We start from the raw sequence: 13,431 nt of genomic DNA on the forward strand, positions 1-13,431 counted from the left end.
TTAGAGAACGGGTTCGGGATACTCCCGCAACGCCGTCAGCAATGCCGTGGCGCTGGCGCCACGACAATCCACAACTGTTTGGGCTCCGGCGGCACGTGCCAGCTCGGCGACCCTGGGGCTTGGTACAAACAACGGCAACCGCGACAACTGCGGCCAGGCATCGCCAGCCAATTGATGCAGGTGCTCAAAACCTTGTCCACTGCTGACCACCAGTGCATTCAGGCGTTCCGTTTCGATCCGCTGCTCCAAGGCTGCCGAGGGGTATTGCGGCAGCTCGCGGCGGTACAACTCCAGATACTCGACACTAGCACCTGCCTCGCGCAAACGCTCAGCCAGCAGTTCACGCCCGCCCTCCCCGCGCAAAATCAGCACACGCGGATCAGGCCCGGCGAGAGCCTCGCGCAAACTCGCAAGCTCGAGCAAGGCTTCGCTGTCGTCGCCCTCCTCCGGAAAGCTCACGTCCATGCCGTGATCCTGAAGAATCCGTGCCGTCGCGCAGCCGACGCTAAACCACTTCACACGCGGTGCTTGAGAGCAAAATCGCTCGAGCAGTTCGACGCCGATTCGCGCAGCGGGCTTGCTGACCACAATCACCGCACTGTAGCGATCGAGCTCGCGGATCACTTCGCAGATTGTGTCAGAGACAGGGATCGGCACTATGTCTAAAAGCGGCAAGCTACTGCTGAAAATCCCCTGGTCGGCCAAAAGACTGGCCAACGCCGCCGACTCATCCGCCGGACGCGTCAGCAGCAGGCGCCAGCCCGTCACTCGTGGCCTGCCTCGCCATAGACCGCTTTCAGAATTTCGGCGGCGCCTTGGCTCAAAAGGTCTTCGGCCACTTGCACCCCCAACGCCTCGGCGTCACCACGCGGCGCTCGGGCCTGGGCACTGAGCAGCAGGCCGCCACTCGGATCTCCCACCAGGCCACGCAACCAGACCTGTTCACCCTCAAGCACGGCGTAGCAGGCGATCGGCACCTGGCAGCCGCCATTGAGGTGTTTATTGAGGGCACGTTCGGCGCTCACGCGAGTCGCGGTGTCCTGGTGATGCAGCGGTGCGAGCAGTGCGTGGATTTCGCTGTCGGCGGTGCGACATTCGATGCCCACTGCGCCCTGGCCACCGGCCGGCAGGCTGTCGTCGACACTGATGGCCGAGGTGATGCGATCTTCAAAGCCCAACCGGATCAAGCCGGCGGACGCAAGGATGATGGCGTCGTATTCGCCAGCGTCGAGCTTGGCCAGGCGCGTGTTGACGTTGCCGCGCAGGAAGCGGATCTCCAAATCCGGACGACGGCTCAGCAACTGGGCCTGGCGGCGCAGGCTCGACGTGCCAACGATGCTGCCCGCAGGCAATGCATCGAGGCTGGCGTAAGTGTTGGACACGAATGCATCGCGAGGGTCTTCGCGCTCGCAAATACAGAACAGGCCGAGACCTTCGGGGAAGTCCATCGGCACGTCTTTCATGGAATGCACGGCGATGTCGGCTTCGTTTTCCAACAGCGCGGTTTCCAGTTCCTTGACGAACAGGCCCTTGCCGCCGATTTTCGACAGGGGTGAGTCAAGCAGCTTGTCGCCGCGACTGACCATGGGCACCAAGGTCACGAGCAGACCCGGATGGGCCTGTTCCAGACGGGCTTTGACATATTCGGCCTGCCACAGGGCAAGAGCGCTTTTGCGGGTGGCGATGCGGATCTGGCGAGAGGACATGGATCAATCCGTACTGAATAGATACGGCGGATAATAACAGCTCAGCCAAATCCACTTTGACTTGTATCAGAAACTACTCGGCCTCCCTGGCCCCGGATATCCGGCAATCGGGTGTGAAGTCCGCCAGCAACCAGCGAATCAAAGCTGTTGCATCATTTTCCGCACGCCGGCCACGTGGCGTCGGCTGACGATCAATGCATCGCCGTTCAGGCCCTTTAGAAACAGCTGGAAATGCCCCAGCGGTGTTCGTTGCAACCGTTCGATGCGCTCGCGAGCGACCAGTGCGTTGCGGTGAATACGCACGAAACGGTCACCGAACTCATCTTCAAGGGCTTTGAGCGGCTCATCCAACAGCACCTCACCGCTTTCGTGACGCAAGGTCACGTACTTGTGGTCGGCAATAAAATAGACCACCTGGTCCAGCGGGATCAGCTCGATCCCCTTGCGGGTACGAGCACTGATATGGCTGCGCGGGCCGTTGCCACTTTCGGCGGCAGGGCGAGTCAGGGCGGCGAGCTGGCCACGATTGGGCCGTTCGGCTTTTTTCAACGAGTCATGTAATTGTTCAGTTCGCACAGGTTTCACCAGATAGCCTACGGCGCTGGCCTGTAAGGCTTCCACGGCAAATTCATCGGGCCCCGTGCAAAACACCACGGCAGGCGGGGTTTCACGTTCGCACAATCGCGCAGCCACTTGCAGGCCATCGAGGCCTGGCATGCGGATATCAAGAAGCACGATATCCGGCTTGTGGCTGTCGATCAGTGCCAACGCTTCATCGCCGTTCGTAGCGCTGGGCTCCAGGACACTGTATCCCTCGAGCTCGCCAACCATTCGGCTCAGGCGCTCGCGGGCAAGGGGGTCGTCATCAACGATCAGGACATTCATATTGCGCTGGATTCCTGCGTGAGTCTCGCACAAGGATAGCGTAGACAGGTGAAGTGACGTCCGTCACCGCGATCCACGCTAAGACTAGCGCGAGCGTCAAAAAGTGCCGCTGGTCGGGCAGCTAAATTTTTATCTGCCGGGCGATTAGCGGCCCAGGCCCGCTTTGGCGACACATCGCCACAGGGTTTGCTGATACGCAATATGAACACCCCCTCTTCTTATAGTCCTCTTGCGCACCGAGAAGTGCGCTCATCCTACTGTCCAACTGTAGACGGTTGCCGGAACGTTATTGCTCAATTGAAAAATATCGTTGTGCAAATTGTTCGCACACATGCTCTGACACCCTGGGCAATGAAAACCAGTCGACCAGTGCCAGCGACAGGATTGGCAACCCTGTTATTATCCGCGGCAGCTTTCAACGCCATCTTTCTACAGCCGATACGAGCGAATTCATGAGCACTGACAAGACCAATCAGTCCTGGGGCGGCCGCTTCAGTGAACCCGTCGACGCCTTCGTCGCCCGCTTCACCGCCTCCGTCACCTTCGACCAGCGCCTGTATCGCCACGACATCATGGGCTCGATCGCCCATGCCACCATGCTGGCCAAGGTCGGTGTGCTGACCGATGCCGAGCGCGACAGCATCATCGATGGCCTGAAGACCATCCAGGGTGAAATCGAGGCCGGCCAGTTCGATTGGCGCGTCGACCTCGAAGACGTGCACATGAACATTGAGGCACGCCTGACCGACCGCATTGGCGTGACCGGTAAAAAACTGCACACCGGCCGCAGCCGTAACGACCAGGTCGCCACCGACATTCGACTGTGGCTACGTGACGAAATCGACCTGATCCTCGGCGAAATCACCCGCCTGCAAAAAGGCCTGCTGGAGCAGGCCGAGCGCGAAGCGGGTAGCATCATGCCTGGCTTCACTCACCTGCAGACGGCTCAGCCGGTGACCTTCGGGCACCACATGCTGGCCTGGTTCGAAATGCTCAGCCGCGACTACGAGCGCCTGGTCGACTGCCGCAAGCGCACCAACCGCATGCCACTGGGCAGCGCCGCGCTGGCCGGCACCACCTACCCGATCGACCGCGAATACACCGCCCAACTTCTGGGCTTCGACGCCGTGGGCGGCAACTCGCTGGACAACGTGTCCGATCGCGACTTCGCCATCGAGTTCTGCTCAGCGGCCAGCATCGCGATGATGCACTTGTCGCGCTTCTCCGAAGAGCTGGTGCTATGGACCAGCGCGCAGTTCCAGTTCATCGATCTGCCGGACCGTTTCTGCACCGGCAGCTCGATCATGCCGCAAAAGAAAAACCCTGACGTGCCGGAGCTGGTACGTGGCAAGAGCGGTCGTGTATTCGGCGCGCTGATGGGCCTGCTGACCTTGATGAAAGGCCAGCCCCTGGCCTACAACAAGGATAACCAGGAAGACAAGGAACCGCTGTTCGACGCCGCTGACACACTGCGCGACTCGTTGCGTGCCTTTGCCGACATGATCCCGGCGATCAAGCCAAAGCACGCGATGATGCGCGAAGCAGCCCTGCGCGGCTTCTCCACTGCCACCGACTTGGCCGACTACCTGGTACGCCGCGGCCTGCCTTTCCGCGACTGCCATGAAATCGTTGGCCATGCCGTGAAATACGGCGTGGAAAACGGCAAGGACCTGGCGGAAATGAGCCTGGAAGAACTGCGCAAGTTCAGCGACCAGATCGATCAGGACGTGTTTGCCGTGCTGACCCTGGAAGGTTCGGTCAATGCCCGTAACCATATCGGCGGGACAGCGCCAGCACAGGTCAAGGCCGCCGTAGCACGCGGTCAGGCACTGCTCGCCAGCCGCTAAAAGCTAAAAGCTAAAAGCTTCGCGAGCAGGCTCGCTCCCACATTGGATGGTGTTCACACATCAAATTCTGTGGGAGCGAGCCTGCTCGCGATGACTGATTTCAGAACGCTACAATCTACTTCTTGGACGCGATCATCGCCATGAACGCTGGCATCGCTGCTTCCTTGTCCGCCGCAATTCGCTGAACATTCGGGTTATCGCCCAGACGCTCCAGCAGCGCCTTGGCTGCCGGCAGCTCAGCCAGTAGATCGATCTCGAACAGCTTCTTCGCTACTCCGCACGCCAGCGGCACGCTGTACAGGAAATAAAGATCCGCCACGCTCAGGTTTTCGCCTGCCACGTAGGGGCTGAATTTTCCGTGCCGGCCTAGCGCCGCAATACCCTGCAATAGTTCGGCCTTGGTTTTTTCCTTGATCGCATCCGGTAGCGTCATGCCAAAAAACGCTTCGGGATAAGAGGCACGCGCCGGTAGCTCGATATACAGCTCGATCTCCTTGGCCAGCGCCAGCACCTGCGCCCGCTCAAAGGGGTCGCTTGGCAGCAATGACTTGCCACCCTGGCTTTGCTCGATGTATTCGAGAATCACACTGGTTTCATTGATGAATCCCTGCTCTGCCTGCAGTACCGGAACTTTTCCGCGCGGGCTGATGGCCAACGCCTCAGGGCTGGTGCCCGCGTAAAACGGCACTTCTTCGAACGGCAATCCTTTCTCCAGCAGCGCCAGCTTGACCATGTTGTAGTAGTTGCTGACGGAAAAACCATAAAGCTTGAGCATCACATAGCCTCCAGGCTGTGCGGGGGTGGGCAGTGCCTGTTTATAGAATGCTCCGGGCTTTCTTTCCAGCAGCATCACGCGGCTGAATGCAGTTAAACTGATGAACTTTCCCAGAGGAGCCTGCCATGACCGAGCCAACCGATATCGATAACGACGAAGAAGAATTCGCCGAAACCACGCTGACCGAAGCCATCGAGAACCAGATCGAAAGCGACAATCCGCCGGCTGCCAAAGCGACCTTCAACAAGCTGACGCTGGTGGGCTACGAGCGCGAAGACATCCTCAATCTGATGGCTCACGTTTTGGCCATAGAAATCGACACGATGCTCGACGAAGACCGCGCGTTCAATACCGAATGGTACGAAGCCGCGCTGCGGGCTCTGCCCGAGTTGCCGCCGGAAAAGAAATAACCCTGTCACGAACACTGGACATGCCGCACAAGTGGGATCACCTTAGGGACGCTGTCGCCAAATTCCTAGAAAGTCTGGAGTCCTTATGTCGCTTACCCCTGAGTTGGTTGCCGAACTGGAAGTCCTCGCACTCTTCAACCTGGACAGTTCCCAGGAAGGTTTGAAAATTCATCAAACCGCTGCCCCGAAACACATTGCCGCTGCCAAACGCCTGCATGAAAAAGAACTGATCGACCAGCCTGATGGCGGTTACCTGACCAGCCTGGGTCGTGATGCCGCGCAAAACGTGCAAACCGTGCTCACCATTCTGAGAGCCGAAGAAACAGCCTGAATTCCCCTGCACCGCCCACGGAAACTCCTGCTCAAGGATTTCCGCGGGCGCACTTTGTAGCCCGCTTTCGTAACACGATACAAATCTGACGCCAGAAATAAAAAATCAGCTTAAAAGTCCCGGGGCCCAGGCGCTAAACTGCCCCTCATCCCGAGAGCATCCACGTCCGAGCCCTGCGAGCCGGTTTGAGCTGACATGACCCGCACCCATGAAATCCGCCCCGATCTGGACCAGGGAATTGACCGCAAGGTGCTCAGCCAACTGCGCGCACGCTTCCTCAAGCTCAACGAGGGGCGCATGGCCCGTGCCATGGAAGGGTTGTCGACGCGCCAGCAAGGGGTATTGAACCTCCTTCCGCTGTTCTTCCATGTCAATCACCCATTGCTGCCGGGTTACGTTTCGGGCGGCACGCCGGCCGGGCTGTCGAATTTCGAGCCGGATGCCAACGTCCTCGCCGAAGCCCAGCGCCTGACCCGCTCCTTTTCCTATAAGCCGCGCCACGGCAGCAATCCACCACGGCCGATTCACGGCCTGTTCCTGATGGGTAGCCTCGGCACCCTGGCCCAGGCCGACCAGAGCGATATGGATGTGTGGGTCTGCCACAGTCCGGACCTGAGCGAAAACGAACTGACCGAGTTGCGCCGCAAATGCCATCTGCTCGAAGCCTGGGCTGCGACCCAGGGCGCCGAAGCGCACTTTTTCCTGATCGATCCGGTCCGTTTCGTAAAAGGCGAGCGCGACGGCCAGTTGAGTTCGGAAGACTGCGGTACCACCCAGCATTATCTGTTGCTGGACGAGTTCTATCGCACGGCGATCTGGCTGGCGGGGCGCACGCCGATCTGGTGGCTGGTGCCGGTGTATGAGGAAGCCAACTATGCCCAGTACACCCATACCCTGACGTCCAAGCGCTTCATTCGCGCCGATGAAACCCTGGACCTGGGCCATCTGGCCCGCATTCCGCCCGGCGAGTTCATTGGTGCCGGGCTCTGGCAGCTGTTCAAGGGCATCGAGTCGCCGTACAAGTCGGTGCTCAAACTCCTGCTGATCGAGGTGTACGCCAGCGAACACCCCAGAGTCCAATGCCTGAGCCTGCGTTTCAAACAGGAGGTGTTCGCCAATCGGCTCGACCTCGATGAGCTGGACCCGTACGTCGTGGTCTATCGGCGCATCGCGCAGTACCTCATCGCCCGCAACGAACCGGAGCGGCTGGAGTTGGTGCGCCGGGCGCTGTACCTGAAGGTCAACCGCAAACTCACCGGCAGCGGTGGGCGCACCCAGGGCTGGCAACGCTCATTACTTGAGCGCCTGGCCCGCGAATGGCAATGGGATCAGCGCCAGTTGGCCCTGCTGGATAGCCGCAGCCAGTGGAAAGTCCGCCAGGTCATCTCGGAGCGCCGGGCCCTGGTCAACGAACTGAATTTCAGCTATCGCTTCCTGACCCAGTTTGCCCGCCATGAACAAACCATCAGCCCGATCAACAAGCGCGACCTCAGCGTACTGGGCAGGCGACTGTACGCAGCGTTTGAACGCAAGGCGAACAAGGTCGAGTTCATCAACCCCGGAATCGCCCCGGACCTGGCCGAAGATACCCTGACGCTGGTGTACGCGCCGAGCAGGAAAGAACCGGACCAAAGCCAGTGGGGCTTGTACAACGGCAGCCTCACCGCCCTTGAGTGGGAACATTTCGCCCCGATCAAACGCAGTCGCCATTTAATCGAGCTACTCGCCTGGTGCCACCGCAACGGCGTGATCGACAGCAGCACCCGCCTGGCCTTGCACCCGGGCAGCAGCGACCTCAGCGAATTCGAGCTGTTCAACCTGCTTGGCAGCCTGCAACAAAGCATTCCCCTGCCACTGCCGGCCGTCGCCGAAAAAGCCCTGCTGCGTGCCAGCGCGCCCAGCGAAGTGCTTATTCTGGTAAACGTTGGCATCGATCCACTCAAGCACCACCGCGAACTGAACATCCTGATGACCACCGAGCGCACCGACTCCTTGAGCTACGCAGGCGTAAAGGAAAACCTGGTGCTGACCCTGGACCAGGTCACGCTCAACAGCTGGAACGAGGTGCTGGTCAGCCGCTACGACGGTCCCCACGCCCTGCTTGATTGCCTACGCGACTATCTCAACGCTCTGCCTGGTGGGCCACGCCAACCCAGGTTGAGAGTCCGTTGTTTCTGTCACAACCGTGCGCAATTCATTGCCCAGCGCGTCGAAGACATTCTCGAAACCGCGCAGAACCTGCTGCTGAGCAATCTCAATCACCGCTATCTGATCCAGGTCCAGCAGCATTACCACGTACTTGAGCTGATACCCGGCCAGGTCAATCACATCACGCAGGCCACGCTGCCGGGACTGCTGGACTGTCTCGGCGAAGACCGGGCGAGCTACAGCCCGCTGCACCTGGACCCGATGGCATTGGACGACCACGACCTGTCCTTGCTGCTGCCGATGGGTCGGCCCGGCTGCATCCAGGTGTTCTACCGGGTCAATGAAGCGCAGGCTGACCTGTACGTGCTCGATGAATTCAATGCCTTGTGGCAGCAACACCTGCCGTGGCATGACGAGCAAAGCCTGCTGGCGCCGCTGCAGCGTTTCCTGCAATCGATCCAGTACCGGCGCGACGCCGCGTTGCCAATGGACACGGCTCAGCCTGCGAACCTGGACACCCGGTATTACCAACTGCTGCCTTCGGGTACTGGCCGGGCGCGGCGGGTGGATGCGCGGTCGGCACCGCAAACCCCGGTCAACAAACCCTTCTATGACGTACAGGCGATCGTCGGCAAAGCCGCTCCGGGCAAGTTGCAGGTCACGTTGTATTGCAATCAGCGGGAGTTTAGCGAGCTGGAACATGGCGACCAGCTGTTCAGCGTGGTCGCCCGGGAAATCGTCGAGCAGCGCCACGAGACCGAACGCTACCGCTGCTACATCACCGATCTGGACCTGTCAGGCCTGCTCGGTGATGGTCAGGGGTCAAGCAATCTGTATCTGCGCTACAAGGCCGACCTGGAGCGCGCATTGAACGAGGCGCTCGGGCAGGTCTGAAAGGGCGTCACTCGGGGAAGGAGCCGCCATTGGCTGGCTGCGATTCGACTTCAAGCAGGGTCAGTTTCAACGTCTTGCCGCCCGGTGCTGGCCAGTCGATGTGCTGGCCGACTTTCAGGCCCAGCAACGCGCTGCCGACTGGCGCCAGAATGGAAATCTTGCCCTCATCGGCGTTGGCATCCTTCGGATACACAAGCGTCAGGTGGTAGTCCTTGCCACTGCCTTCTTCACGGCAATGCACGCGGGAATTCATGGTCACGACATCGGCGGGCACTTCATCGTGGCCGACCACTGTATCGGCGCGATCCAGTTCGGTTTGCAGCGCGATAACGCCCGGCAGCGATTCATCCAGGCTGTCGATCAGACGCTCCAGACGCTGAACGTCTAGACGGGTAAGGGTGATGGAAGGTGCGGTCATGATCAGGGCAGACTCCTTTCTTCTGCACGAAAAAAGCAAAACCCCGCCAGAAAAAGGCGGGGTTTTCACAAGCCTCGATGGGTTGAGGCGTTTCTGGACACTATCACAGCTCAAAAAATATACAAGCCGCCACCGGCGTACGGCTGTGTGTCCCTACCGGGGAGTGTCGGTGGTTTTGCGTTGCGAGGCCTGGGCGCAGATCACCCGGCGGCGTTCGTCATCCGCCGAGCGCCATTCGCGTATGTCTTCCACATGACGGAAACACCCGAGACAGACCTTCTGCTCGTCCAGCCGACACACGCCGCTGCACGGGGAAGGCACCGCCGGGCTGACGTTGCTGTAAAGCGGCTTGGGAGGGCGAGCAGGCGCGGACTGGGTCACGAGATTACAGGCCTTCGAAATCGAGCTCGACGTCAGCCTGCTGCTTGACGATACGTTCAAGCATCTCGCCCAACTGCTCTTCGCTCTTGTCGCACATCCAGCGCTCGCTTTCTTCGTCGTAGTCGAAGTGGAAGCCGCCGGACACAGCTGCCAGCCACAGCTGGCGCAGGGGCTCCTGGCGACTGAAAATCAGTGCGGTTCCGTTTTCAAATTTGACGGTCAGTACACCGGCCGAACTCTCCAGATCGATATCCAGGTCGCTTTCGTCAAAGATGTCTTCCAGTTTTTCCTGGGTGGCATCGACCAGATCGTGGAAACGGGCTTCGGACAAACTCATTGCGGCAACCTCAAAAATGTCTGATCAGGCTCAAGCGCCGCAAGATACGGACGCTGCTTGCCGAATGCAAAGGATTACTAATTGTGGGAGCGAGCCTGCTCGCGAAGAGGTCGGCACATGCAACATCATAGCTGCCGGACCCACCGTTTTCGCGAGCAGGCTCGCTCCCACAGGGACTCCATGATACCGACTGGCATCTTGCAAGGCCCGCCGGACGGGAGCCCCGTCGCATAGGCAAGCTGCCGGGTGGCCGGTATACTCCGGCGCAATTAATGCATTTTCAAGGATTTCGCCATGAAGCGCCTGATCTCTTCCCTTGCTGCGCTCCTCGCGGTTGCCTGCCTTGTGTCGGCCTGCGGTCAAAAAGGCCCGCTGTACCTTCCCGATGAAGATCAGGACCCTGCAGAGCAAGCCAAGTCCTCGCAAAAGCAGCCCTCCAAGTCGCACAAGCACGACGTCTACCAATAAGGGAACATCATGGACGCTTTTAACTACCGTGACGGTGAACTGTTCGCGGAAGGTGTTGCACTGTCTGCTATTGCCGAACGCTTTGGTACACCGACCTACGTTTACTCGCGTGCGCACATCGAAGCCCAATACCTGGCTTATGCCGATGCCCTGGTCGGTATGCCTCACCTGGTTTGCTTTGCGGTCAAGGCCAACTCCAACCTGGGTGTGCTGAATGTCCTGGCGCGTCTTGGCGCCGGTTTCGACATCGTTTCCCGTGGCGAGCTGGAACGTGTGCTGGCCGCTGGCGGCAGCGCCGACAAGATCGTGTTCTCCGGCGTCGGCAAGACCCGCGACGACATGCGTCGTGCGCTGGAAGTCGGCGTGCATTGCTTCAACGTCGAATCCACCGACGAGCTGGAACGCCTGCAAGTGGTGGCCGCCGAGCTCGGTGTTCGTGCGCCGATCTCCCTGCGCGTCAACCCGGACGTCGATGCCGGTACCCACCCGTACATTTCCACCGGTCTCAAAGAGAACAAGTTCGGCATCGCCATCGCCGACGCCGAAGACGTCTACGTGCGGGCCGCCCAACTGCCTAACCTGGAAGTGATAGGCGTCGATTGCCATATCGGCTCGCAACTGACCACCCTGCCACCGTTCATCGATGCCCTCGATCGCCTGTTGGGCCTGGTCGACCGCCTCGGTGACTGCGGCATCTACCTGCGTCACATCGACCTCGGTGGTGGCCTGGGTGTGCGTTATCGCGATGAAGAGCCGCCATTGGCTGGCGACTACATCAAGGCCGTGCGTGAACGTCTCGACGGTCGCGACCTGTCGCTGGTCTTCGAACCGGGCCGCTTCATCGTCGCCAATGCCGGCGTGCTGCTGACCCAGGTCGAGTACCTCAAGCACACCGAGCACAAGGATTTCGCCATTGTCGACGCAGCCATGAACGACCTGATCCGCCCGGCGCTTTACCAGGCTTGGATGGACGTCACCGCCGTGCGCCCGCGCAATACCGCTGCGCGTCCCTACGACATCGTCGGCCCGATCTGCGAGACCGGCGATTTCCTGGCCAAGGAGCGTGAGCTTGCCCTGGAAGAAGGTGACCTGCTGGCCGTGCATTCGGCTGGCGCCTATGGGTTTGTCATGAGTTCCAACTACAACACCCGCGGCCGCGCCGCCGAAGTGTTGGTGGACGGTGATCAGGCATTTGAAGTGCGTCGCCGTGAGACGGTAGCCGAGTTGTTCGCTGGCGAAAGCCTGCTGCCGGAGTAAAACCATGCTGCTGCGTTTTACCAAGATGCACGGCCTGGGCAATGACTTCATGGTCCTCGACCTGGTCAGCCAGCACGCGCATATACTGCCCAAGCATGCCAAGCAATGGGGCGACCGGCATACCGGCATCGGTTTCGACCAACTGCTGATCGTCGAAGCTCCGAGCAACCCGGACGTTGACTTCCGCTATCGGATCTTCAACTCCGACGGCTCCGAAGTGGAACAGTGCGGCAACGGTGCACGCTGTTTCGCCCGTTTTGTGCTCGATAAGCGCCTGACCGCAAAACGGCAGATCCGTGTCGAAACCAAAAGCGGCATTATCGAGCTCGATGTTCGCAGCGATGGCCAGATCAGTGTCAACATGGGCGCTCCACGCCTGGTGCCGGCCGACATTCCGTTCCAGGCGCAAGAACAGGCCCTGAACTATCAGGTCGACGTCGATGGCACGCCCGTCGAATTGGCCGCCGTGTCCATGGGCAACCCCCATGCCGTGGTGCGGGTCAGCGATATCAACAACGCACCGGTGCATGAACTGGGGCCGAAAATCGAGCATCACCCGCGTTTCCCGGCACGGGTCAATGTCGGTTTTCTCCAGGTTATCGACCGGAGCCGTGCGCAGTTGCGCGTCTGGGAGCGCGGGGCTGGTGAAACCCAGGCCTGCGGTACCGGCGCCTGCGCCGCCGCAGTCGCTGCGATCAGCCAGGGGTGGATGGATTCGCCACTACTGATCGACCTGCCTGGCGGGCGCTTGTCCATTGAATGGGCAGGCCCTGGCCAACCGGTCATGATGACCGGCCCGGCAGTGCGCGTTTATGAAGGACAAGTGCGTCTTTGAGTGAGCCACAACCATGACCGATAAGCCTCAGGTACCCGCCCGACAGCCCGACGAATCACCGTCCGAAAGCCTGGAGGCGGCGGCCATTGCCGCGTACCTGGAGGCTCATCCGGACTTCTTCGTCGAGCACGAAGACCTGCTTGCATCCTTGCGCATCCCCCACCGGCGCGGTGATACCGTTTCGCTGGTGGAGCGGCAGATGACCATCCTGCGCGACCGCAACATAGAACTGCGTCATCGCCTCTCGCACCTGATGGATGTGGCCCGCGACAATGACCGCCTGTTCGACAAGACCCGCCGCCTGATTCTCGCCCTGCTCGACGCGACGAGCCTCGAAGACGTGGTGATCTGCGTCGAAGACAGCCTGCGCCAGGACTTCCAGGTTCCCTTCGTCAGCCTCATCCTGCTGGGCGACAACGCCATGCCGGTGGGCCGCTGGGTGACCCACGCCGAGGCACAAGTGGCCATCGGTGGTTTGCTGCAGGAAGAAAAGAGCGTCAGCGGCACCCTGCGCGAGCATGAACTGGACTTTCTGTTCGGCGAAGAACAGCGCAAGCAGATTGGCTCCACCGCCGTCGTTGCCATCAGCCATCAAGGCATCCACGGCATACTGGCCATCGCCAGCCGTGATCCGCAGCACTACAAGAGCTCGGTGGGCACGCTGTTCCTGAGCTACATCGCCGAAGTCATGGGCCGCGTGCTGCCACGATTCAACAGCTCCCTGCGCTCGGTACGCTGA

The 13,431-nt window shown here is 60.3% G+C and carries 15 protein-coding genes; 8 read left to right on the top strand and 7 right to left on the bottom strand.

Annotated features, from left to right (window positions below):
* The 3 genes from HGP31_RS30160 to HGP31_RS30170 all read right to left on the bottom strand — a co-directional run bounded on the left by HGP31_RS30160 (position 1) and on the right by HGP31_RS30170 (position 2,591).
* Positions 1–768 (bottom strand): uroporphyrinogen-III synthase, encoded by a 768-nt coding sequence (locus tag HGP31_RS30160; RefSeq protein WP_033039378.1) that lies wholly within the window; start codon positions 766–768, stop codon positions 1–3.
* Positions 765–1,706: a hydroxymethylbilane synthase gene (hemC, locus tag HGP31_RS30165; RefSeq protein ID WP_020799330.1), complete on the bottom strand. Its 942-nt coding sequence runs from the start codon at positions 1,704–1,706 to the stop codon at positions 765–767. The genes HGP31_RS30160 and hemC overlap by 4 nt, the downstream gene beginning before the upstream one ends.
* A gap of 138 nt (positions 1,707–1,844) precedes the next feature.
* The gene (locus HGP31_RS30170) at positions 1,845–2,591 is read right to left on the bottom strand and encodes a LytR/AlgR family response regulator transcription factor (protein ID WP_020799331.1); all 747 of its coding nucleotides are present in this window, start codon (positions 2,589–2,591) and stop codon (positions 1,845–1,847) included.
* Positions 2,592–3,043: 452 nt separating this feature from the next.
* Between HGP31_RS30170 and argH the strand changes: the two genes are divergently transcribed.
* Positions 3,044–4,438, top strand: coding sequence for an argininosuccinate lyase (gene argH, locus HGP31_RS30175; protein WP_033039373.1), 1,395 nt, complete (start codon positions 3,044–3,046; stop codon positions 4,436–4,438).
* Positions 4,439–4,553: 115 nt separating this feature from the next.
* Here the strand turns inward: argH and HGP31_RS30180 are convergent, their stop codons facing one another.
* Positions 4,554–5,213, bottom strand: a complete 660-nt coding sequence (locus HGP31_RS30180) for a glutathione S-transferase family protein (protein ID WP_168759112.1) — start codon at positions 5,211–5,213, stop codon at positions 4,554–4,556.
* 125 nt (positions 5,214–5,338) lie between these two features.
* On the opposite strand from HGP31_RS30180, the gene HGP31_RS30185 reads away from it, so the two are divergent.
* The 3 genes from HGP31_RS30185 to HGP31_RS30195 all read left to right on the top strand — a co-directional run bounded on the left by HGP31_RS30185 (position 5,339) and on the right by HGP31_RS30195 (position 8,996).
* Positions 5,339–5,623 carry a hypothetical protein gene (locus HGP31_RS30185; protein WP_020799334.1) on the top strand — a complete coding sequence of 95 codons (285 nt, stop codon included), beginning with the start codon at positions 5,339–5,341 and terminating at the stop codon, positions 5,621–5,623.
* Positions 5,624–5,708: 85 nt separating this feature from the next.
* Positions 5,709–5,954, top strand: coding sequence for a TIGR02647 family protein (locus HGP31_RS30190; protein ID WP_008066390.1), 246 nt, complete (start codon positions 5,709–5,711; stop codon positions 5,952–5,954).
* Positions 5,955–6,149: 195 nt separating this feature from the next.
* Positions 6,150–8,996: a class I adenylate cyclase gene (locus HGP31_RS30195; protein ID WP_033039367.1), complete on the top strand. Its 2,847-nt coding sequence runs from the start codon at positions 6,150–6,152 to the stop codon at positions 8,994–8,996.
* A gap of 7 nt (positions 8,997–9,003) precedes the next feature.
* Here the strand turns inward: HGP31_RS30195 and rnk are convergent, their stop codons facing one another.
* From rnk to cyaY, 3 genes are all read right to left on the bottom strand, one after another.
* Positions 9,004–9,414: a nucleoside diphosphate kinase regulator gene (gene rnk / locus HGP31_RS30200; RefSeq protein WP_020799336.1), complete on the bottom strand. Its 411-nt coding sequence runs from the start codon at positions 9,412–9,414 to the stop codon at positions 9,004–9,006.
* 153 nt (positions 9,415–9,567) lie between these two features.
* Entirely contained in the window at positions 9,568–9,795 is a 228-nt protein-coding gene (locus HGP31_RS30205; RefSeq protein ID WP_081648183.1) for a DUF1289 domain-containing protein, read from the bottom strand.
* Between the two features lie 4 nt (positions 9,796–9,799).
* Complete coding sequence (cyaY, locus tag HGP31_RS30210) at positions 9,800–10,132, bottom strand: iron donor protein CyaY (RefSeq protein WP_020799338.1); 333 nt, start codon at positions 10,130–10,132, stop codon at positions 9,800–9,802.
* A gap of 294 nt (positions 10,133–10,426) precedes the next feature.
* Here cyaY and lptM point away from each other — a divergent pair, with 294 nt between their 5' ends.
* From lptM to HGP31_RS30230, 4 genes are read left to right on the top strand one after another with little or no spacing between them, the layout of a single operon-like run.
* Positions 10,427–10,600, top strand: coding sequence for an LPS translocon maturation chaperone LptM (gene lptM / locus HGP31_RS30215; protein ID WP_020799340.1), 174 nt, complete (start codon positions 10,427–10,429; stop codon positions 10,598–10,600).
* Positions 10,601–10,609: 9 nt separating this feature from the next.
* Complete coding sequence (lysA, locus tag HGP31_RS30220; RefSeq protein ID WP_033039364.1) at positions 10,610–11,857, top strand: diaminopimelate decarboxylase; 1,248 nt, start codon at positions 10,610–10,612, stop codon at positions 11,855–11,857.
* A gap of 4 nt (positions 11,858–11,861) precedes the next feature.
* Complete coding sequence (gene dapF / locus HGP31_RS30225) at positions 11,862–12,692, top strand: diaminopimelate epimerase (protein WP_020799342.1); 831 nt, start codon at positions 11,862–11,864, stop codon at positions 12,690–12,692.
* Between the two features lie 13 nt (positions 12,693–12,705).
* Positions 12,706–13,431 carry a DUF484 family protein gene (locus HGP31_RS30230; RefSeq protein ID WP_020799343.1) on the top strand — a complete coding sequence of 242 codons (726 nt, stop codon included), beginning with the start codon at positions 12,706–12,708 and terminating at the stop codon, positions 13,429–13,431.

This window comes from Pseudomonas umsongensis, from assembly GCF_012647205.1.
Taxonomy (GTDB): domain Bacteria; phylum Pseudomonadota; class Gammaproteobacteria; order Pseudomonadales; family Pseudomonadaceae; genus Aquipseudomonas; species Aquipseudomonas umsongensis.